The following is a 22636-nucleotide window of genomic DNA, read 5'->3' on the forward strand; positions in this document are numbered from 1 at the left end:
CGCTACCTCTACTTAGCACTTTTCTTGGCTTTCTTTGGTGCGCGTTTAGCTGGCTTCTCTTGCTCTTGTACTAGTGGTAAACCACCAATAACTTCGCCTTTGAAGATCCAAACTTTAACACCAATGATACCATAAGTGGTTAAGGCTTCAGAAGTTGCGTAATCGATATCAGCACGAAGAGTATGTAGAGGTACACGACCTTCACGATACCATTCTGAACGTGCGATTTCAGCGCCGCCAAGACGACCGCTAACTTCAACTTTAATCCCTTTAGAACCGATGCGCATTGCATTTTGTACCGAACGCTTCATAGCGCGACGGAACATAACACGACGTTCTAGTTGAGAGGCAATGCCGTCTGCTACTAGTTGTGCATCTAGTTCTGGTTTACGTACTTCAGAGATATTAATCTGAGCAGGTACACCAGCGATTTTAGTTACCGCTTGACGTAATTTTTCTACGTCTTCGCCTTTTTTACCGATAACAACACCCGGACGAGCCGTGTGAATTGTTACTCGGATTGATTTTGCTGGACGCTCAATAACGATTTTAGACACAGAAGCCGTTTTTAATTCCTTAGTAAGGAATGTACGAACTTTGTGATCGCCAAAAAGCTGTGCAGAGAAATCTTTTGAACTCGCGTACCAGGTAGAAACCCAAGGTTTAGATATACCTAGGCGAATACCAGTAGGATGAACTTTTTGTCCCATTACTTATACTCCTAGCTATCTGAAACCATAACAGTGATATGGCTTGTACGCTTAAGGATGCGATCTGCGCGTCCTTTAGCACGAGGCATAATACGTTTCATTGTAGGACCATCGTCCACAAAGATCGTTGTTATACGAAGCTCATCAATGTCAGCACCTTCGTTATGCTCTGCGTTAGCAATAGCAGACTCAAGTACTTTCTTAACTAATACAGCCGCTTTCTTAGGGCTGTACGCCAGGATTTCTAGTGCGCGATCTACAGGTAACCCGCGGATCTGATCTGCAACTAGACGTGCTTTTTGCGCCGAACCAGAGGCGAATTTATGTTTAGCTAATGCTTGCATTTATCTTCCCCTCTTATCGTTTCTTCGCTTTCTTATCCGCAGCATGGCCACGGTAAGTGCGAGTTGGTGCAAATTCACCTAGTTTGTGACCGATCATTTCGTCAGAAACGAAAACTGGTACGTGCTGGCGACCATTATGGACAGCAATGGTCAATCCGATCATGTTAGGTATGATCATTGAACGACGGCTCCAAGTTTTAATTGGCTTTTTCTCACCGCTTTCCAAAGCTTTCTCTACCTTCTTCAGCAAGTGTAGGTCTATAAAAGGACCCTTCTTGAGAGAGCGTGGCATGGCTATTCCTCAATATTACTTAGTACGACGACGTACTATAAATTTATCCGTACGCTTGTTCTTACGCGTCTTCGCACCTTTAGTCGGCTTACCCCATGGAGACACAGGATGACGACCACCAGATGTACGACCTTCACCACCACCGTGTGGGTGATCTACCGGGTTCATGGCAACACCACGAACTGTCGGACGAATACCACGCCAGCGATTTGCACCTGCTTTACCAAGTGAACGAAGCATATGCTCAGCATTGCCTACTTCACCTAGTGTCGCACGACAATCAGATTCAACTTTACGAACTTCGCCTGAACGAAGACGTAATGTTACATACTGACCATCACGAGCAAGGATTTGAACGTATGCACCAGCAGAACGTGCGATTTGAGCACCTTTACCTGGTTTTAATTCTACGTTGTGAACAGTCGAACCTACAGGCATATTACGCATTGGTAATGCATTACCAGGTTTGATTGGTGCATCAACACCAGACTGGATTGCATCGCCAGCTTTTAAGCCTTTTGGTGCGATAATGTAACGACGCTCACCGTCTGCATATAATACAAGAGCGATGTTTGCGCTACGATTTGGATCGTATTCTAAACGTTCAACAGTGGCTGGAATACCATCTTTAGTACGTTTAAAATCGATTAAACGGTAATGTTGTTTATGACCACCACCGATATGACGAACCGTAATACGACCATTGTTATTACGACCACCTGATTTAGAGTTTTTCTCTAAAAGTGGTGCGTATGGCTTACCCTTATGTAGATCAGAGTTAACCACTTTAACTAGGTGACGACGGCCCGCAGAAGTAGGCTTACACTTTTGAAGTGCCATAATTCTATCCCCTTATTACTCGGCGCCGCCGACAAAGTCTAGCTCGCTGCCTTCTTTAAGAGTAACGTAAGCTTTTTTCCAGTCGCTACGACGACCGAAACGTGCGCCAGTACGTTTTGTTTTACCCTTAACGTTAAGTGTGCGAACACCCGTTACTTCTACTTCAAAAAGCTTCTCAACTGCTACTTTAATTTCAGCTTTAGTTGCGTCATTTACTACTTTAAAAACAATAGTATTGTTTTCTTCAGCAGCAATTGTGCTTTTTTCAGAGATATGTGGAGCAAGGATCACTTTTAAAAGACGTTCTTCGCGAATCATGCTAGCGCCTCCTCAAGTTGCTTAACAGCAGCGGCTGTAATAAGTACCTTATCGAAAGCAATTAAGCTTACAGGATCGATACCAGCTACATCACGTGTGTCAACCTTATAAAGGTTACGTGCCGATAAGAAAAGATTTTCATCTACTTCTTCAGTCACGATAAGAACATCTTTAAGCTCAAGTTCTTTAAGCTTAGCAACTAGTTCTTTAGTTTTTGGTGCTGCTAGAGCAAAACTTTCAACAACGATTAAACGCTCTTGACGAACTAATTCAGATAAGATGCTTTTAATCGCACCACGGTACATTTTACGGTTTACTTTTTGGCTGTGGTCTTGTGGTTTAGCTGCAAAGCTAACGCCACCTGAACGCCAAATTGGGCTACGGATTGTACCGGCACGTGCACGGCCAGTACCTTTTTGAGCCCATGGTTTTTTACCACCACCGCTTACTTCAGAACGTGTCTTCTGAGCACGAGTACCTTGACGAGCACCTGCTGCGTATGCAACAACTACTTGGTGTACTAATGCTTCGTTAAACTCACGTCCAAAAGTAGCTTCAGAAACTTCAAGACCGCCAGAAGCGTCTTTAATTGCTAATTCCATCACTAAATCTCCAGGACTTATGCTTTAACAGCTGGTTTAACGATAACGTCACCGCCAATAGCTCCAGGTACTGCACCCTTAACTAAAAGCAAATTACGCTCAGCGTCAACGCGAACTAGTTCTAAGTTTTGAGTCGTTACACGCTCAGCACCCATATGACCGGCCATTTTCTTACCTTTAAACACCTTACCAGGTGATTGGTTTTGACCGATTGAACCAGGAGCACGGTGAGATAGAGAGTTACCATGTGTAGCGTCTTGCATGCTGAAATTCCAGCGCTTAACACCACCTTGGAAACCTTTACCTTTAGAAGTACCGGTTACGTCAACCTTGTTGATTTCGTTGAATAATTCAACAGTAAGCTCAGCGCCTACTTCAAAATCGCCTTCACCACCGTTAAGGCGGAATTCCCACAGACCGCGACCCGCTTCAACACCAGCTTTAGCGAAATGACCCGCTTTAGCTTTGTTTACACGACTTGCTTTTTTAGTGCCTGCGGTTACTTGAAGCGCGTTATAACCGTCTGTTGCGTCAGATTTGATCTGAGCAATGCGGTTAGGTGTCGCTTCAATAACTGTCACAGGGATAGATACACCATCTTCAGTGAAGATTCGTGTCATACCCACTTTACGACCGACTAGACCTAATGCCATTTTCCTAAAACCTCTCTAATCTTTCGATTAACCCAGGCTGATTTGAACATCAACACCAGCAGCAAGATCTAAACGCATAAGCGCGTCTACAGTCTTGTCAGTTGGTTCTACGATGTCTATCAGACGTTTATGGGTGCGGATCTCGTACTGATCACGCGCATCTTTATTAACGTGCGGTGAAGTTAGTACAGTAAAACGTTCAAAGCGTGTAGGTAGTGGGATTGGACCACGTACTTGTGCGCCAGTGCGTTTCGCAGTTTCCACGATTTCTGCCGTTGATTGGTCAATCAAACGGTGGTCAAAAGCTTTTAGGCGAATACGAATGCGTTGATTTGACATTCTTAACCTCAATATAAAGAGCATATAAAAGAGCATAAAAAAACGACCGAAACAATCTTAAAACTTAAGATGTCGGCTGTTTGATTATATCTACGTTGAGTTCCAAATCGGAACTCCTGTTTATTAGCTTGAAATCCAAGCTTAATTTATCCTTTCTAATTCCCAGAGGAATTTTGAAAGCCTGCGTATTATAGAGGTATTGGTGATAAATGCAACAACTATTTAGAAACAATGTAATGAACACTAATTTGATTAAATATGCGTCCATACATGTTCAATCGCTATACTTGAACTAATGCTTTTGATGCTAGTCAACAAACAACTAAACATCTTAATTGCGCAAACTAAGGGATTTTTAGATATTATGGTATCCTGTTGCGCTAATTTTGCCCTTAATACTCTCAATATGGTGAGTCGATGCGTATTTTTAATTATTGTTTAAATGTTATGTCTGCTGGATTTAGCCGCTTATTTGTGAAAAGCAAAGTGCTACCAGAAAATCCTATTAAACAGTATGAGCTAAACCCTGAGTACCCTACATTTTATATAGTGCGTTTAAATTCACGTTTTGATTTAGCCGCGCTGGCGCATGTTTGTAAAAAGAATGGCCTACCAAGCCCAACAGAAGAGCAAGTGCTAGGGACTCAGAATTTAGACCGTTTTATTGGTATTAAAAATCCACCACCACTGTTTGGTGATGAAGCAAAACCAACCAATGCTTTAGCCCAAGGCAAGCAAATTATTGAGTACTTAATAAAAAGCGGTCAGCAAAACGTACAAGTGGTGCCTGTTACTATTTTATGGGGGCGCGACCCAGGTAAAGAAAAGCCAGGACTACGTACTTTAATTACACACTCTCTTACTCCAAGCTGGTTTAGAAAGTTTTTTGTGGTGTTATTTTCAGGGCGCGATAACTTTATTCGCTTTAGCCAACCACTCGACTTATCACTTTTGGTCAATGAAAAAGCCGACGTAAGTGAGTTACCTCATAAATTATTACGCGTAGCGCGTGTTCACTTTAAGCGCCAAAAGCTAGCTGCTACAGGCCCTAAAATGCCATCTCGTGAGCAATTATTTAATTCATTATTAGCGTCACCTACTATAAAAAAAGCAATTCAAGATGAAGCTAACGCTAAAAACATTAGCCAAACAGAAGCTCGTCAAAATGCACTTAAGCTACTTGATGAAATAGCCGCTAATTACTCTGAAGCAATGATACGTGTGGCCGAAAGGTTTTTAACTTGGTTATGGAATAAGCTTTATAATGGTATTGATATTAAACACGCCGAACAAATTCATGAACTAACAGATAAAGGACATGAAATAATTTATATGCCTTGTCATCGCAGCCATATGGATTACTTACTGCTTACTTACTCTATTTATCATTTAGGTTTAGTACCTCCGCATATAGCTGCTGGTATAAATCTTAACTTTTTCCCTGCCGGAGGCATATTTAGACGCTCTGGTGCGTTTTTTATTCGCCGTTCATTTGCAGGTAATAAACTTTATTCTGCCATATTCAAAGAGTATTTAAGCCAACTGTTTATTAAAGGTTACTCTGTTAAGTTTTACACGGAGGGCGGTCGAAGCCGGACTGGACGCTTACTTCCGCCTAAAACGGGTATGCTATCTATGACATTACAAGCAATGCTACGCGGAATAGACAGACCAATATCTATTGTTCCTGTGTACATTGGCTACGAGCACGTCATGGAAATTAACACCTACCTTAAAGAGCTGGATGGTAAAGATAAAAAAGGCGAATCTATATTTGGTATTTTTAAGGCAATCAAAAACCTTAAAAACTACGGTCGTGGTAACTTAAACTTTGGCGATCCAATCTCTATTAACCAATACTTAAACGATAACCAACCTGATTGGCGTGATTCAATACACCCAACTGACGTGCAAAAGCCACAATGGTTAGCACCACAAGTAACTAAACTTGCCGACCAAGTAATGGTTAAAATTAATAATGCAGCGGCGCTTAATGCGGTTAACTTACTAGCGATGATATTGCTGGTTAACGATAAACAAGCATTGAGTAAACCAAAGCTATTAGCTCAGCTTGATTTTTATCTGCGCTTACAGCGTGATGCAAGCTACAGTAACAAAGTAACTACACCAGACGAAACACCAGAGCAATTACTAACGCATGCATTAAAGCTTAATAAGTTTGAAGTTATCAGTGATGAGTTTGGCGAAATTATTACGATTAGCGATAAAGAAAAAGTACTGTTTAATTACTACCGAAACAATATTTTGCACTTGTTTGCAGTACCAAGCTTAATTGCACTACATCTATTTAAACAACACAGCACTACGATTGCTCAATGCCAACAACTTGTAAAAACATTTTATCCGCTATTTGCTAAAGAATGGTATTTACAACCTCTTGATGAAAACTACATAACGCGTATTTTAGCTAACTTTGCTGATCAAAATTTAATTGAGTTTGATGGCGATAACATTCATATAACGAACAGTAATGACTGCCTAGCTAAGCTTGAAATGCTTGGACGAGCACTTAGCTTTACTCTACAACGTTACGCTATTGTAATTGGTTTTATTCAAACAAGTGATGGCATTGAAAAAGCAGAACTTGAAAGAGAAAGCCAAGTACTCGCACAACGTTTAGGTACACTGCACGGCATAAAAACACCTGAGTTTTTTGACAAAAAAGTACTTGTTAGTTTTATCGAAAACTTACGTGGTGAGTCATTAATAACAGAGGGTGATAAGGGCTTAGTAGGTAGCACACAACTATGTGAAACCTACGCACACCTTAAAACATTACTGCCAGCACGCGTCTGGCAGTCAATCAGCGATATAGTTCAAGATCAGTGTAACTAGCAATGCATTTACAGAAGGGGTTAGCGTTGACGCATAACCCCTTCTTGCATTGTTGAGGCAATCAAGTTGCCTTGGCGGTCAAAAAACTGCCCCCGTACCAAACCACACCCATTACTCGCACTTGGACTATCAATTGAATACAAAATCCAATCATCCATTCTAAATGGACGATGAAACCACATTGCATGATCAATAGTAGCTACTTGCATATTTGGCTGCATAAACGATACACCATGAGGTTGCAATGCAGTTGGTAAAAACTCAAAATCAGACGCATACGCTAATAAGTAATTATGGATACGCTGATCGTCCGGCATTTCACCATTAGCTTTAAACCAAATATGCTTTACCGGCTCCATAACTTCTGGTTTAAACGGGTTATGAAAAGTAACCGGTCGCATTTCAATTGGCATTTCACGGGTAAACTTATTACGGATAACCTCTGGGATATGCGAAGCATTATCTTGGTAAAACTCAAGCGATGAACGTAATTCTTCAGGTGCGGGAACATCAGGCATTGTCGCTTGATGCGATAACCCACTCTCTTCACCTTGGAATGACGCGGTCATATAAAAAATAGGTTTACCGTACTGAATTGCTTTGACTCGGCGCGTACTAAAGCTCTTTCCATCACGAATAGTTTCAACGTCATAAACAATGGGTTTAGCCGGATCGCCTGGGCGTAAAAAGTAAGAATGTAATGAATGAACTATTCGCCCTTCAGGTAGAGTTTCTTTGGCAGCAGAAAGCGCCTGCCCCATTACTTGACCACCAAATACAGCACCAAAGCCTAAATCTTGGCTTTGTCCTCGATATAAACCTTGCTCAATTTCTTCAAGTGTTAACAACGACAATAAATCATCTAATACTTGGCTCATTATTTCTTCCTCATTACCCTAGTGTCCAAATGATACTATACAATAGTGGGAAGTAAATATTTGTTAGGAATACTGTTATGGCTTACTGGCTATTTAAAACTGAACCCGATGCGTTTTCATTAGATGACTTAAAAAACGCACCAAAACAAACGACTCTTTGGGAAGGTGTGCGTAATTACCAAGCACGAAATTTTATGCGTGACGACGTCAAAGTCGGTGATTCAGTAATGATTTATCATTCAAGCTGTAAACACGTGGGCGTAGCGGGCATTGCCGAGGTTACCAAAGAAGCCTACCCAGACCCCACTCAATTTGATTTAAGCAGCGACTATTACGATGCAAAAGCCACCAGCGACAAACCACGTTGGGTGGTTGTTGAGGTTACTTATCAAAGCCATTTAAAAAAATTAATTAGCCTTAAAGATATTAAAGCCAATGACAATATTACTGAAATCGCACTTAAAAAGGGCGGACGTCTATCAATAATGCCTGTTACTAAAAATGACTGGGATGAAATAATCAAAATGGCGCAGTAATACCCTATCGGTTTGACCTAATTTCATTGAGTTTGATATGATCTATGCTGACTTATAGCTGGAGGATTAATGAAATTACTGTATTGGTTAGATGAATGGTTAACTCTCCCGCGCAATGAGCAACAAACTCGATTACCCATGACGGGTAATGATTTACTCGGCGATGTATTTGTTAAGTATGATTTTGTTGACGTTAATAAACCCCTGCTTTTTACCTTCTCCCCTGCTGGCACTAACGTGCAAGAGCAAGATCTTCACCCTGATTTTGCACCATGGGGTTATCACTTAGCTCAAAAACAAAACGTAAACGTAATCGCTTTTCAGCATTTAGGTAAAAGTAATTGGTTTCGTAATCGTAATTTAATCTTTTTTCTCGAGCAATTATCAACATTACTTACGCCGTTTAATTGTCGACTTGGCTATGGTTTAAGTCGTGGCGGATTTGCTGTTGGCGCTTTTGCTAAACTATTAAAGCTAAATCAGGTGTTGTTCTTCCATCCGGTAAGTACTAAAAATAAAGAATTAGTACCGTGGGATGACCGCTCTAGTACCGATATAGCTCAGCAGTTTGATTGGCAGCAAGATTATCACGATCTAGATTTAGGAGATGCCCAAGGCTATATTATTTACGATCCTACTAATCGTATAGACCGAATGCACGCTAAGCGCTATAAGCAGTTAACTCACTTACGAGTATTTGGTATGGGACATGGCACACACGCCACATATTTGAATAAGTTTGGGTTTTATAAGCAAGTAGCCGTTGATTTCATTCAACATCAGCAAATCGATATTGCACAGTTTCGCATGCAAACCAAAACCTTACGCTTAAAAGAGGATTATTATCAAAGCCTCAATTCGGCTAATGCAAGCTCACCGCATCGTTTAGCATTATTGAGTACAGCGCATAAAATTTTAGCTGATGAAAAAGAAGTGCATGTACAAGAGCATCAGGCAAAAATTGATATTCAGCCATTAATAGATGTGGCGCTTAAGCACCAAGATGAACATCCTAATGATGCCATTCAGTTATTAGAAGTTGCTCAACAACTTGTACCTGACGATCCTTTAATTGAGCATAAAATTAAGCAACTAGAAGAGTAGTTACGCCAGTAAAAGCGGCTGTAAAGGCCAACTACTCTATTTGGCCTTTTTCTTTTTGTGCCCATACTTGGGCACAATGGCAAAGTACATCATTAACCCTAACCAAGAAAATATAATTATTCCCATTAGCCAGCCATTCTTTTCATGACCCTGTGTACGCCTACTGTTGAGTACAATAACGACAGGTAATATATAAGCACTTAAAACAACAATTAAAAATACAACTTCATTCATTATTTTTCTAGGCTCGACCAGTCTACTTCACTACTTAATACTCGATCTACCGATATATAGTGCAGAATATCGCCTTCACTTACTTTGTAATCTAATGGTGGGTTTAAATCCATATTTTGCGCACTTAAATTATGAGCAACACCCAACAGTATTGCATCATGCTCAAGCTTAAAATGATGAAACAAAGTACCAAACTCCATATCTTTGCAGCCGCTTGGTATTTTCAAACTAAATTGTGTATCACCATGCAAAGTAGATAGCAGCTCCTCTTGCACACGGCTCGAACCTGGATCTTGCATTGAGCGTACGAGTATCTCAGCTGATTTTGCACTACTACACTCTACATTTTGGCAATGCTCTAACATCATCTCAACTTTGGTTTCATCCAAAAAGTGAGCACTTATATGACAATCATCTTTTACTAAGCGACTAATGCGCAGGGCTGTTGTAAATGTCTGATCGTCATCTTGACCATCAATAATCACTTTATCAGCACTACGAATAGCTACCCGCTCTAGTTCAGCTAAATTAGTAAAACTCGTTAAACGTGCAAAATCAACGCTTTCGTTAGCTAAAAAAGGATGATCTATTTGCTCTGTTACCGCGAGTAAAATACGACGGTCAGTACGTTTCGTATCTGCCAAAATGTAATCAATCATCTTTTTTGTACGAGTGTCGTGCCAACCAAAAATAATAATATGGTGGTTACTGTGGGCAAAGTTTTTATCACCAGTCATAGCGCGCCTAATTAAGTAAGTAACAGTTTGTCCTGCTTTTCCTAGCAAAACACCAAATAAAGCTAAACCAAATGGAATTTGTATTAATGCAACCACCCAACGACCAAGATCAGTAGTTGGACTAAAGTCACCATATCCCACTGTTGATGTTGTTACTGTGTAATAGTAAAAAAAGGTAGTAAGCGAGGTTAACGCTTTCTCATTCGCTATAAATAGTAAGCTCCATGTTAATAGCATATGAGTCAAAATAGCTAATGCCACTGCTTGCCAACTCAACTGATCTATATGAGCGCGAACAAGTAACGCTAGCCTTTTAAATATCACCGGCATAATACAAAGTCTTCGTTAGTAAATTATCTATAAACAGTACGTTACTGTAAGCGATGCTTTTAAGCAATGTTTAAGCTTTTAACCGCAAATATTAGACTAAATGCTGTTTGCCAATGGTGATTTTTCATGATTAATTAGCGTTAAAATAATAACCAAAACAGTTGTGCTTATGCTTAATAAAATAGCCCGCCCTTTTACTAAAATTGTAGAGCGTTATCTTCCCGACCCCTTTATATTTGTAATTTTACTTACAATAATTACCCTTGTCAGTGCGAGCTTATTTACAACCGCAACTAACATTGAAGTATTACAAGCGTGGGGAGGTGGGTTTTGGAACTTATTAAGTTTTGCTATGCAAATGCTACTAGTGTTAATTACAGGCTATATGTTGGCAAGTACGCCACCTATAAGTAAGTTATTAGAAAAACTAGCAACATTTGCAAGCACCGCACCCAAAGCAATTATATTGGTAACGCTTATTTCGCTTTTAGCGAGCTGGATAAATTGGGGATTTGGCTTAGTTATTGGTGCCCTTTTTGCCAAAGCAATTGCTAAACATACTCGTGTTGATTATCGATTATTAGTAGCCAGCGCTTACTCAGGTTTTGTTGTATGGCATGGCGGATTAGCGGGTTCGATTCCTTTAACCATCGCAACCGATGGTCACTTTTCAGAGGCCAGCATTGGTATTATTAGTACAGAGCACACTTTATTTGCGGGCTTTAATATAGCCATATTAGTTGGTTTATTCATTATTATGCCGCTCGTTAATCGCTATATGCTGCCAAGCCAGCAAGAAAGCGTATATATCGACCCAGCTCTTTTACAAGAGACAACACCTAAGCCCACAACAATAACCAGACCTGCCCAACATTTGGAACAAAGCAAACTACTCGGTATGACAATTGGCTTATTAGGTTTGGCATATTTAGGTTATTACTTTTTTATTGCTGGCGGAAACTTAAACCTTAATAGCGTTATTGCCGTATTTTTGTTTTTAGCTATTACGCTGCATCAAACACCCCATAATTTACTTAACAGTCTGCAACAAGCAATTCCAAGCGGGGCTGGCATTGTTATTCAATTTCCTTTTTATGCCGGCATCATGGCGGTAATGGTTGATAGTGGATTAGCACAACAGATATCACGTGGCTTTATTGCCGTTGCAGATGCTGATAGCTTGCCATTTTTTAGTTTTTTAAGTGCAGGACTCGTTAATATGTTTGTACCCTCTGGCGGTGGCCAATGGGCTGTACAAGCACCTATTGTAATACCCGCAGCACAAGAGCTAGGTGCCGATATATCTCGCGTTGCAATGGCTGTTGCGTGGGGTGATGCGTGGACTAACCTAATTCAACCTTTTTGGGCATTACCAGTCCTTGCTATCGCAGGCTTAAGAGCAAAAGATATTATGGGGTTTTGTGTTGTGCAGTTGTTTGTAACTGGGGTTTTTATATCGCTGGTATTGAGCTTTTATTAACTGCAAGCATAATAAAAAGGCGTGATTTTATTTCGCGCTTGCTAGCTGCAAACCAAAAAGAACTAAGCAAGAAAATAAAGCTAACTGGTAAGTAATTTAATATCACCAAATAATTTCACCTAGTGCTAATAAATTACAGATCATGTGAGCGATAATGCAATACCACAGATTACCCGATAAATGACGAATTAACCCCACCAAGCAAGAAAATACAAACAGAGAAATAAAAATTTCAACTTGATCATACTGCCCATGTATCAATGTAAACACAATACTTGAGATAATAATTGCGCCACTGACTCCTAAAGCGGTTTTTTTCAGCCTATAGAATGCCACTCCTCGAAAAATCACCTCCTCATATATAGGCCCAATAAGTACTACTGCTAAAAGCAGCATAATTTTGGCTAAAAGCGAATTTGTTTGTGCTTCAACTTCTAACATAAAATCTGGCAAGGCGACTTCCATAAAACCAAAAAGCCATTGTTCCAATAAAACGTAAGCCGCTGTTAATAACATTGTGATGATTAAAGGAAAAAGAGCCACTTTTTTTATTGCTAAGCGCCCAATAACTTCGCTTTTATTTTGCGCATCAAGAGTAGGCTTTAAAAATGGCAGTGTAAGTACAGCAGTGAGGAAGGTAGATATAAAAACTAAGCCGGGATTCGAATCTAGTTGCTCTAAATGTGTAAGGTCATTTAACAATAATGCCCCACCACCCGATAAAAAAATAATCAAGTATGAGGCCATTGGGAGCACCAGTACAAAAAAGGCTAACCAATAAAGCGTGTACAATAAAGATTCCCCTGTGCTTTGATTTACTTGTTGTTTTATCGCATCATCCATAATTTTATCAGCTCACGGCTTATTGTTATTTTTCATTCTGAGGGATAGTACCATATCAATTCCCCCATTAAGAAACAAATCAAAACTAACATCTTGCTATCGCCACACAAGCTAAAATAAACACAATTAATTTTATTCAGAGTGGTTGGGCAAGCGTAATTGCCCCTGTTAAACGCCCACTTTACTGAGCGACAGCTTCCTTTCTAAACAACAAATGCACAAAAACCTTAAAAGCAACGTACAAAAAACAGCATAGTGAGCGAGATTTGAGCTACCATGCTGTTATTATTGCTAGCTCGATAAAATAGTCATCGGCAGGCTCAATATTGGATTTTCTGAATCGGCAAAGTGCATCATTACAGCTACATGCCCAGCTACTACAACTGCATACATAACCGCTGAAAAGCCTTGGCCATATTTATCTAGCGGCATTAAGTGTGAGTAGTGACGGCCTCGCCATTCAAATACAATTTCCAGCGCACCAACAAACAAAAAGAATACCAGTAACATTAAGCCAAAGGTGTAGCTCAGCCATAAGCCAAATAGTACGCCTAATAAGCATACGCTTAAACCAATCCATGAACGCATTGAAAAGCTAATACTTTTTAATACATGCCCGCCATCAAGCGGCAAAATTGGTAACAAGTTAAATAAATTTAATAACGCACTAAGAACCGCCACACCTGCAAATATTTCCATCTCGGTGGCGTAATATAAAACGACACCCAACACCGAGGTAATTAAACCAAATGCAGGCCCCATCAGTGATATAACGACATCTTGCCAACGGGTTGTTATTTTATCGTCACTTACAGCTAGCCCACCAACAAACGGGATTAAGTAAATACCTTTGGTTTTTATGCCAAAGTATTTCATTGCTCGCACATGGCCGTATTCGTGTACGACTAAGCAACCAATTAGCATTAGTGCAAATTCAATACTAAATAACCACGCATAGCCTGCAACAGAAGCCCCGGCAAGCACTACTTTAATTACCTTAGCACTTTTAAAAAGCTTAAAACCTAATGCAGCTAGCCCTAAAAAGCCTTTTTTAGGTGACCCATTTGTAGGTGCTGGTAACGCAAGTTGTGTTGCAAATTGATCATCTACAAAGAGCGAAATGCTTTGCTCTTTCACCGCCGCTGTATCAATACCTATTACTTTGTTGTCGTAAGTAAATTGAAAATAGTTTTCACGAGGGTTATCAAATGTAATGGCTTGTTGCGCGTGAAATACCTGCACAATTTTTTGCCCAGACACCATAAGCGAAAATGGTTGCTCGGCTAAAGTAAGATCTATTCTTATCATAATTAAGACCGTTTAAAATAATGGCGCTAGTATACCTAATCAGCTTAAAAACACGAGTGAAGGTGCTAGGTAACTATTTTCAAAATAAAAGTATTTGATACTGACAAAATAAAAAAACACTACTACTTTTATAGTAACTCCAAGCGATACATTGAAAGGGATAACAGTGGACAAAATAGTGCCTAATATTTTAGTTGTTGACGATTCAAAAGCAATTTTGATCGTTATGGAAGCTATACTTAACGAATTGGGTATGTCTAACACTATAACTACGTGCCTGAATGCAAAAGAAGCTCTTGAAAAAGTTAAAGAGGATATCAACTACTTTGATGCTATTTTTACTGATCTCAATATGCCCGAAATGGACGGCATGGAACTAATCCGCCACTTAGGAGAGTTACATTATCAAGGCGGTATTATAATTGTTTCTGAAATGGACCATAAAGTTATTAGCTTAGCTGCCAATCTCGCGAAACAACATAACGCTCACCTCATTGGTAATATTTCAAAGCCAGTGCAACTGTCTCAGGTTAGTAGGTTACTTATTAAAGTGGCGCAATTAAACAGCCACACTTTATTAAAAGAGTCAGCCATTTCAAAAGATGAGCTTATTGATGCATTAAAAAACGATGAAATAACGCCTTTTTACCAACCAAAAATAAACGCTGATAACAATAAAATTGAAAGCGTTGAAGTCTTAGCACGTATTTTATCAAGTAAAGACGGCAATATTATTTTACCTAACCGTTTTATAAACACTGCCGAACAACACAACTTAATTAATCAAATTACATTTTCTCTTTTTGAAAAGGCCACCAGCGAATTCAAAAATATGAAAGCGCAACTAGGTCATGATTTTAAAATGGCATTTAATTTATCGCCAACTCAGCTCGACGACTTAAACTGCCCTAATAAATTACTGCTCATTTTAGAATTAAACCAACTCACGCCTAGTAACATAATTATAGAAATAACAGAACAACATGCACTCTCAAGCCTAATGCAATTAGAAACACTAAACAGATTAAGAATGCATGGCTTTGGTATATCGCTAGACGACTTTGGTGTTGGTTTTACTAATATGAATCAGCTTCGAAATCTTCCTTTTACTGAAATTAAAATAGACCGTTCACTTATTAGCCATATAGAAACAGATTTATTTTCTCAAGTGGTCGTAAGTTCGTTATTTAATATTACGAGTAAAGATAATTTAGACTTAGTAGCAGAAGGTGTTGAACGACCAGAAGAGCTCGTTTATTTAAGGCATTATAGAAGAAAACTAGCCATACAAGGTTTTTTATTTAGCCGCCCTAAACCACAAGACGAATTTATATCTTGGGCTAAAGATTGGCTGAAAACTGATGGCAGCCCCGCTTAAAGAGGTATTAATATTTAATAGGGGCTGGTTAACTAATTATCACCCCGAGTGTGTTTATCTTCTTCACTGACTATATGCGCACTACTTGCTAAACGTTTGTGCCAACGCTGCCTTGCTACTGCGCGCATATTAGTAGATTGGTCACGCTCATCTACAATCTCTAGCCCCATTAAAGCTTCAATCATATCCTCTAGCGTTACAATACCTTGCACGTCACCGTACTCATCTACAACTAGGCATATATGCGTGCGCTTTGTTAAAAGAGTTTGCAGTAACGACGATACGTTCTGAGAAGTTGGTACGGTATAAATAGGCTTAATCAATTTGCTAATTTTGTAATCGGTGCCTAAGCGGTGAAATGCCAGCATAATATCGTTTTTATGCACAAACCCAACGATATCATCGGCATCTTTATCAAATACCAACACTCTAGAAAACGATGACGATCCATGTTCATTTAAATACTGATTAACTGTTAAATCTTTATGGATTTTGAAAATAACAGTTCGCGGCGTCATTAAATCACATAATTTTGCATGCTTAAAATGCAACAAATTACGGATAATATCAGATTCATCTTGGTGTAATGCTCCCGACTCCGTGCCTATATCTGCCATTGCCTCTATCTCTTGACGAATATAGTAAGCCTCATCGTGCTTTGGACCCATTAAATTTGTTAGCTTTTGAGCAAACCATACAAAAGGCTTTAGCGATATAACTAAAAAACGCAAAGCGTAGGTAACACTTGGGGTTAAAGCTCGCCAGTAATTAGCCCCCAAGGTTTTAGGTATAATTTCAGAAAGAATTAATACGAGGAATGTCATGATGGCTGATGCAATACCTACAGCCGCATCGGAAAAAACGACAGCCGCTTGTGCACCAACTCCCGCTGCACCTGCAGTATGGGCAACTGTATTTAAAGTTAAAATAGCAGCTAAAGGCTGATCTATATTGTTTTTAAGCTTTTCGAGCTGTTTAGCAAGCTCAGGGTGTTTTTTTCTAAGTGATGCAACATAGCTGGGCGAAATACTTAATAACACAGCCTCCATCACAGAACATAAAAACGAAATAACAATCGCCACTACCATATAAACTATCAGTAAAGTCACTTTCTCTCCTCTATATTGGATATGTGAGCATGGTATCAATACATGCTATATTTGGCCAAACTTCCAATAATAATAGGCATAATAATGAAATTTAGCGCACCATGGTGTCATCAAAATAAGCTATTTAAGTACGCAGCGACTCTTTTGACACTTAGCAGCTTAAGCTTTGCTGCAATAGCTGCACCATTGGATAAATCAAAAATTCAGTTTATCGGCCCACTTGCCGAAGACATGCAGTTAAAGCCTTTTCAAACACCTCATGGCAATGCCATTATTAATAACCTATTGCCGCAGCTGCAAGCAGACTCAGATAGTTTTTCTGTATTTGGGAAAAAACAAAACTGGCAGCCGTTTAATAAAATCAATGCGCTCACTTTAGGTGGGTTACAGGCACTAAAATTTAATATTGAAACAACCCGCTTTACACAAGGTACGCTTACCTTAAAAGGGATTGAGCAAGGTCAGTTATTTATTAATGGCGAACTACAAACAGGCGATAAAAATAGCTATAAGTTAGCTTTAAATAACAGTACTCACTCTATTTTAATAGTAGCCCAACAAGTAGCTAACTGGCACGATGTAACGCTTGATTTTGCACCTAAAAGCGACGTTGATAAAATTACGCTTAGCGCCTCACAAACAAAACGCTTATCTGCAAAACAATTGTTTGATGCCCCTACGATCAGCCAATTATCACTCGCACCTAATGCCAAGCAGTACGTTACTACCACTCGCACTTATAGCGATAAAACACAAAATCAAGCAAATACAGTTACTGTACTTAAAGATTCAGACAATCAAACGCTTTATCGCTTTGAAGCAGGCCAACCAAGTAACATTATTTGGAGTCCAGATAACCAATATTTAGTGTATTTGTTAAATGGTGAGCTTAAACAACTTAACCGTAAAAACTTCTCAATAAAAACATTAGCAAACGATTTAGAAGGAGCTAATAGCTTTACCTTTTATAACAACACCAGCCTTTTGTTTAGCTGGTCTAAATCACCCGAGAGCACTAACAGCTTAACTAAGCACTATAAAGGTCTACAAGATCGCTGGTCGTATGCACGCTCCACCAGCCAAATTTATATGCTTGATACTAAAAGTGGTTTAACAAAAACACTTAGCCAAGGTCCTCTTTCTTACAGCCTTGAAGATTCAAATAGTAACCGTGGCAAAATATTAATGAGCCGCCCAGTAATGGCAATGCAGGCATCAACACACCCAGAAACAGAGTTAGTTGAACTCGATTTAAAATCAAATAAGCTTTCATCGCTTGGTAAATTTAAAACGTTTAATTTAGCTAAATATGCAAATAAAGACATTTATGTAGTTGCAGGCCCCGACTTTAAAAATGGCGCAGGCAGAGCACTACCAAAAGCTATGCTTGCTAATAACTACGACGGGCAACTTTATCTACTTACTGAAGGCGGTAAAAACGTAAAAGCACTTAGTAAACAGTTCGACCCCGCTATTGGCCAACTGCAAGTTTTAGAAAACGGCGATGCGCTCATTAAAGTAACAGAGCAAGACACTCAACCACTTTACCTATTTGATTTAAGTAAACAGCGCTTTAAAAAGTTAAATACAGGATTGGATATTGTTGAACAATTTAGTTACTCATACGACCGTAATACCGAAATTTTACTAAGTGGTACCAACGCTTTAGCTCCACAACAACTAAAGCGCCTTAACGTAAGTAAAAATAAAACAGATTTAATATGGGATTCAAAACCAAGTAGCTATGCAAATACACGACTCCCTACATTAGAAGAGTTTAATTTTAAAAATAAACATGGTGTCGAAATAACGGGTCGTGTGTACATTCCTAGCAACTTAGATAAAACTAAAAAGCACCCTGCGCTCGTGTATTACTACGGCGGTACTTCACCCGTTACGCGTGGTTTTACAGGTCGTTACCCGTTTAACTTATGGGCAGAAAATGGCTACGTTGTTTATGTAGTGCAACCTACTGGCGCAACAGGGTTTGGACAAAAGTTTTCAGCGCAGCATGTTAATGCCTGGGGCGACTACACCGCAGATGATATTATCGAAGGCACACAAGCCTTTTTAAATAAATACAACTATGTTGATAGTAAAAAAGTAGGTAACTTAGGGGCATCGTACGGTGGCTTCATGACCATGTTATTGGCAACTAAAACCGATATATTTAGTGCTTCAATAGCTCATGCGGGTATTTCTAATATTACCTCGTATTGGGGTGAAGGTTGGTGGGGCTACTTATATTCTGGCGAAGCATCAAAAAATAGCTTCCCGTGGAATAACCCTGAGCTTTACAGCCAACATAGCCCTGTATTTCATGCCGACAAAGTAACAACACCTATGCTACTTCTTCATGGTGATAGCGATACCAATGTACCTGTTGGCGAAAGCTTAACAATGTACACTGCACTTAAACTGCTTAATAAGGACGTAGAGTTAATCGAATACAAAGGCGCCGACCATCAAATTTTTGCACGCGACAAACGATTTGATTGGTGGAACACTATGCTCGCATACTTTGATAAAAAGCTAAAAAACGAGCCTCAATGGTGGGACTCGATGTATAAAAATGACTGAGCCTGAACCTTTAAAATAACGACTTAATACAGATTTATTAATAGTAGAATTAATTATTTAGCACCTTTTAATTAGTCTAAAGGTGCTAACCTCATCCTCTAATAACGTCTTATACACCTTTGAAATATTAAGTTACTTAAAACTAATAAACCCCCTTCTCAGCATTTACCTAATGGTGCTACCATACAGAGCTATAAGCATTCAAAATAAAGTACTATGGCTATTAATGTTTTATTGGTTGAAGACGATGAACTACTCGTTAAACGCATCCAAAATCACTTTGCAGATACCGAATTTACAATAGAGGTAGACCCCACTGGCGCTGATGCACTTAACATTGTAAGGCAGCGGGTAAACCTGCGCGGTGCTATATCATTAGCCATAATTGACATTGTCTTACCAAAGCGCGACGGGCTTCAGCTCGCAAAAGAATTAAACACACTGACCGATATTGGCGTTATTGTATTATCGAGTCGTGACTCCCAAGCCGATCGTATTGCAGGTCTTGCACAAGGTGCTGATGACTATATTTGTAAGCCCGTCGATTTACTTGAGTTAGAACTTCGCATGCGCGCGCTCTATAAGCGTGTTGCAGTTAACCTAGAAGACGACGAAAGCGAAGAGTTTATAGAATATGCTGACTTTAAGCTTCATCCTGATAACCGCACATTAATTACTGCTGCGGGCGTTGAGTCACGCTTAACTGAAGCCGAACATAAAGTGCTTATTTGCTTAATTAGTAATGCAGGTAAAGCCACATCCCGTGAAAAAATATCAGAAGAAATAGGCCAGCCCGATTGGAGCCCAAACGATCGTACTGTTGATGTGCTTATTGGTCGTTTACGTAAAAAATTAAATGACGAAAAAGATCAAAAACGCATCGTTACCGTACGCGGTAAAGGCTATATGCTTTCTATTTAATACTTAGTTAATTGCGCAATAAGGCGCTCAAATGCGCGGTAATTAAGTGCTTCTTTAAGCTCATTTAAACTAATGTTTTCAGCGCCTTTTAAATCACTAATAGTCCGCGCCACCTTAATTACTCTATGGTAAGAGCGTGGCGATAAAGACAACTTCTCGCTTGCTCTAGCTAAAAATTGCAACTCTGCAGGCGCAAGTTCACAGTGCACACTCATTTCTTTATTATTAAGTCTCGCATTAACCTTACCTTGGCGTTTTAGCTGCACATAATAAGCAGCCTCAACTCTTGCTCTAACCTCAGCACTGGTTTCCTCCGGCTGAGTGCTTTGTAATTCAACACTCGTTAACCGAGGAAGCTCTATTTGTAAATCAATACGGTCAATAAAAGGCCCCGATACGCGCGATAAATAACGCATAACTTGATCGGGAGTTGCTCGCTTATCAGTATGGCTCCCTGTTGGACTTGGGTTTAATGCGGTTATAAGCTGAAACTGCGCTGGGAACTCCATTTGCCTAGCTGCACGTGAAATAGTTACTGTGCCGGTCTCCATTGGTTCACGCAGTGAATCAAGCACCTTACGCTCGAATTCCGGTAACTCATCTAAGAAGAGCACACCGTTGTGTGCCAGCGAAATTTCACCAGGCTTGGGATTTGAAGAGCCCCCCACCAAAGCAACAGCTGAGCACGTATGATGCGGATTACGAAATGGCCGCTGTCGCCAATTAGTTAAATCTATGGATTGTCCAATAATAGAGTAAAGCGCAGCTGTTGAAATAGCTTCATCGTCCGACATAGTAGGCATTATAGTTGCCATTCGCTGGGCCAGCATTGATTTACCAGTGCCAGGAGGGCCTAAAAATAATAAATTATGCCCGCCAGCTGCGGCTATTTCTAATACTCGCTTGGCACCAGGCTGACCTTTCACATCGCTTAAATCGAGTAAAAAATCAGGGGCTTGAGTGCAGTCGGGGTACTCTATATTTAATGGCAAGGGTTGTTGATTAAGTAGGTCGCCCCATACTTCTTGAATAGAGCTTACGGCTTTGCGTTTAACGCCATTAACTAAGCTTGCTAGGCTGTCGTTTGCAAGAGGTAAAAAGCAGCAGCGATCTTGCTCTTTAGCAGCAAGTACCGAAGGTAAAATAGCGTTTACACCACGCACTTCACCATTAAGAGCGAGCTCACCATAAAACTCGTACTTATGAATATCAGGACACACTATTTGCCCAGAGGCGACTAAAATACCCACCGCAATAGCCAGATCAAACCGCCCACCATCTTTTGGTAAGTCGGCTGGGGCTAAATTTACGGTTATTCGTTGATCGGGAAAACCAAATTGTGAGTTTTCGAGTGCGCTACGCACCCTGTCTTTCGACTCTTTAACAGACGCTTCGGGCAGACCTACAATATGAAAAGCAGGTAAACCATTTCCTAGGTGAACTTCTACAATAACTTCAGGGGCATTTATGCCCACTTGAGCACGAGAAAATATACGAGCTAACGACATTCCTTATCCTAGTAAATGGTGTGATTACACCAGTTTAGTCAGGATATTTAAAAACGTGTAATGTGATTTGCCATTTTATAGCGGCTAAACGAAGTAATAAGGTCATTAACATGCCTAATACCATCGCCATTTCGGTTGCTAACGAAAAACTAATGCCAAGCGTATAAACAGTACCACCCGCTATACAGGTAATAGCGTAAAGCTCACCCTTTAATAGCATAGGGATCTCGCGTGCAAGCACATCTCGAATTAATCCACCAAAGCAGCCTGTAATTACAGCCATAATTACCGCAGTCATATCGGGCATACCAACAAGCTGTGCTTTTTGCGCCCCCATTACTGCAAAAAAAGCTAACCCGAACGCATCCGCTGTTTGTAAAATATAATGAGGTATCGGCTTTTGTTTATTTATAAGGCGTGTTGTAACAAATACTGAAGCGAGTATGGCAAAAAAGTAACTTTGATCGTGTAACCAAAACACAGGAACATCTAAAATTAGATCTCGCACTGTACCACCACCAATAGCAGTTACTGTCGCTAAAACTACGACCCCAAAGCCATCCATTTTTTTCTCGTACGCTAGCAAAGTGCCTGATACAGCAAACACCGCAATGCCTATTAAATCAAACCAGTGGTAAAGTTCAGTCATATTTGTAACAACCTAAAAATATTTGTGCCGTTTTAACACAAACCAAACAAGGTTTTAAGTAATAACGATTTATTTTAAGAAGTTTAT

23 protein-coding genes are annotated in these 22636 nt (G+C 39.8%); 7 read left to right on the forward strand and 16 right to left on the reverse strand.

All coding sequences use genetic code 11. The annotated features are described in order from the left end of the window. Positions 1 to 8: 8 nt before the first annotated feature. From rpsC to rpsJ, 8 genes are read right to left on the reverse strand one after another with little or no spacing between them, the layout of a single operon-like run. Positions 9 to 710, reverse strand: a complete 702-nt coding sequence (rpsC, locus tag H5090_RS09175; protein WP_002957891.1) for a 30S ribosomal protein S3 — start codon at positions 708 to 710, stop codon at positions 9 to 11. An 11-nt stretch (positions 711 to 721) separates the two neighbouring features. Beyond that, positions 722 to 1054, reverse strand: a complete 333-nt coding sequence (gene rplV / locus H5090_RS09180; protein WP_002957892.1) for a 50S ribosomal protein L22 — start codon at positions 1052 to 1054, stop codon at positions 722 to 724. Between the two features lie 13 nt (positions 1055 to 1067). Continuing rightward, positions 1068 to 1346 (reverse strand): 30S ribosomal protein S19, encoded by a 279-nt coding sequence (gene rpsS, locus H5090_RS09185; RefSeq protein ID WP_004588689.1) that lies wholly within the window; start codon positions 1344 to 1346, stop codon positions 1068 to 1070. Positions 1347 to 1361: 15 nt separating this feature from the next. Continuing rightward, positions 1362 to 2186, reverse strand: coding sequence for a 50S ribosomal protein L2 (gene rplB, locus H5090_RS09190; protein WP_002957895.1), 825 nt, complete (start codon positions 2184 to 2186; stop codon positions 1362 to 1364). Between the two features lie 15 nt (positions 2187 to 2201). Continuing rightward, positions 2202 to 2504 (reverse strand): 50S ribosomal protein L23, encoded by a 303-nt coding sequence (gene rplW, locus H5090_RS09195; RefSeq protein WP_002957896.1) that lies wholly within the window; start codon positions 2502 to 2504, stop codon positions 2202 to 2204. Then, positions 2501 to 3106: a 50S ribosomal protein L4 gene (gene rplD / locus H5090_RS09200; RefSeq protein WP_002957897.1), complete on the reverse strand. Its 606-nt coding sequence runs from the start codon at positions 3104 to 3106 to the stop codon at positions 2501 to 2503. Before rplD ends, rplW begins: the two co-directional genes overlap by 4 nt. Before the next feature lie 17 nt (positions 3107 to 3123). After that, the gene (gene rplC / locus H5090_RS09205; protein ID WP_002957898.1) at positions 3124 to 3759 is read right to left on the reverse strand and encodes a 50S ribosomal protein L3; all 636 of its coding nucleotides are present in this window, start codon (positions 3757 to 3759) and stop codon (positions 3124 to 3126) included. Between the two features lie 27 nt (positions 3760 to 3786). Further along, complete coding sequence (gene rpsJ / locus H5090_RS09210; RefSeq protein ID WP_002957900.1) at positions 3787 to 4098, reverse strand: 30S ribosomal protein S10; 312 nt, start codon at positions 4096 to 4098, stop codon at positions 3787 to 3789. Positions 4099 to 4515: 417 nt separating this feature from the next. Between rpsJ and plsB the strand changes: the two genes are divergently transcribed. Further along, positions 4516 to 6954, forward strand: a complete 2439-nt coding sequence (plsB, locus tag H5090_RS09215) for a glycerol-3-phosphate 1-O-acyltransferase PlsB (protein WP_002957901.1) — start codon at positions 4516 to 4518, stop codon at positions 6952 to 6954. Positions 6955 to 6974: 20 nt separating this feature from the next. Here the strand turns inward: plsB and tesB are convergent, their stop codons facing one another. Further along, entirely contained in the window at positions 6975 to 7832 is an 858-nt protein-coding gene (gene tesB, locus H5090_RS09220; RefSeq protein WP_182695524.1) for an acyl-CoA thioesterase II, read from the reverse strand. A gap of 77 nt (positions 7833 to 7909) precedes the next feature. Between tesB and H5090_RS09225 the strand changes: the two genes are divergently transcribed. Next, complete coding sequence (locus H5090_RS09225) at positions 7910 to 8368, forward strand: EVE domain-containing protein (protein WP_024597276.1); 459 nt, start codon at positions 7910 to 7912, stop codon at positions 8366 to 8368. 69 nt (positions 8369 to 8437) lie between these two features. Continuing rightward, complete coding sequence (locus H5090_RS09230) at positions 8438 to 9472, forward strand: cytosolic protein (RefSeq protein WP_182695525.1); 1035 nt, start codon at positions 8438 to 8440, stop codon at positions 9470 to 9472. Between the two features lie 36 nt (positions 9473 to 9508). On the opposite strand, the gene H5090_RS09235 is transcribed toward H5090_RS09230, so the two are convergent. Continuing rightward, entirely contained in the window at positions 9509 to 9706 is a 198-nt protein-coding gene (locus H5090_RS09235) for a PLDc N-terminal domain-containing protein (RefSeq protein ID WP_149603303.1), read from the reverse strand. Continuing rightward, positions 9706 to 10773, reverse strand: coding sequence for a potassium channel family protein (locus H5090_RS09240; RefSeq protein WP_182695526.1), 1068 nt, complete (start codon positions 10771 to 10773; stop codon positions 9706 to 9708). The genes H5090_RS09235 and H5090_RS09240 overlap by 1 nt, the downstream gene beginning before the upstream one ends. A gap of 169 nt (positions 10774 to 10942) precedes the next feature. Between H5090_RS09240 and H5090_RS09245 the strand changes: the two genes are divergently transcribed. Further along, complete coding sequence (locus H5090_RS09245; protein WP_182695527.1) at positions 10943 to 12253, forward strand: short-chain fatty acid transporter; 1311 nt, start codon at positions 10943 to 10945, stop codon at positions 12251 to 12253. Between the two features lie 102 nt (positions 12254 to 12355). Here H5090_RS09245 and H5090_RS09250 read toward each other — a convergent pair whose 3' ends face one another. After that, complete coding sequence (locus H5090_RS09250; RefSeq protein ID WP_182695528.1) at positions 12356 to 13096, reverse strand: CPBP family intramembrane glutamic endopeptidase; 741 nt, start codon at positions 13094 to 13096, stop codon at positions 12356 to 12358. A gap of 291 nt (positions 13097 to 13387) precedes the next feature. After that, a complete protein-coding gene (locus H5090_RS09255; protein ID WP_182695529.1) occupies positions 13388 to 14404 on the reverse strand; it encodes a metalloprotease in 1017 nt (338 codons plus the stop codon). Between the two features lie 166 nt (positions 14405 to 14570). Here H5090_RS09255 and H5090_RS09260 point away from each other — a divergent pair, with 166 nt between their 5' ends. Further along, the gene (locus tag H5090_RS09260) at positions 14571 to 15782 is read left to right on the forward strand and encodes an EAL domain-containing protein (protein WP_182695530.1); all 1212 of its coding nucleotides are present in this window, start codon (positions 14571 to 14573) and stop codon (positions 15780 to 15782) included. Positions 15783 to 15814: 32 nt separating this feature from the next. On the opposite strand, the gene H5090_RS09265 is transcribed toward H5090_RS09260, so the two are convergent. Further along, a complete protein-coding gene (locus H5090_RS09265) occupies positions 15815 to 16891 on the reverse strand; it encodes a hemolysin family protein (protein ID WP_002957910.1) in 1077 nt (358 codons plus the stop codon). Positions 16892 to 16975: 84 nt separating this feature from the next. On the opposite strand from H5090_RS09265, the gene H5090_RS09270 reads away from it, so the two are divergent. Both H5090_RS09270 and H5090_RS09275 read left to right on the forward strand, forming a co-directional pair. After that, on the forward strand, positions 16976 to 19471 hold the full coding sequence (locus H5090_RS09270; protein ID WP_182695531.1) for a S9 family peptidase: 2496 nt from the start codon (positions 16976 to 16978) through the stop codon (positions 19469 to 19471). A 216-nt stretch (positions 19472 to 19687) separates the two neighbouring features. Continuing rightward, positions 19688 to 20392 (forward strand): response regulator transcription factor, encoded by a 705-nt coding sequence (locus tag H5090_RS09275; RefSeq protein WP_002957913.1) that lies wholly within the window; start codon positions 19688 to 19690, stop codon positions 20390 to 20392. Here the strand turns inward: H5090_RS09275 and H5090_RS09280 are convergent. Further along, positions 20389 to 21900: a YifB family Mg chelatase-like AAA ATPase gene (locus H5090_RS09280; protein ID WP_182695532.1), complete on the reverse strand. Its 1512-nt coding sequence runs from the start codon at positions 21898 to 21900 to the stop codon at positions 20389 to 20391. The genes H5090_RS09275 and H5090_RS09280 overlap by 4 nt on opposite strands. A 34-nt stretch (positions 21901 to 21934) precedes the next feature. Beyond that, positions 21935 to 22549, reverse strand: coding sequence for a trimeric intracellular cation channel family protein (locus H5090_RS09285; protein ID WP_002957915.1), 615 nt, complete (start codon positions 22547 to 22549; stop codon positions 21935 to 21937). Positions 22550 to 22636 lie beyond the last annotated feature (87 nt).

It is taken from the genome of Pseudoalteromonas sp. SR43-5, from assembly GCF_014163835.1.
Classification (GTDB): domain Bacteria; phylum Pseudomonadota; class Gammaproteobacteria; order Enterobacterales; family Alteromonadaceae; genus Pseudoalteromonas; species Pseudoalteromonas distincta.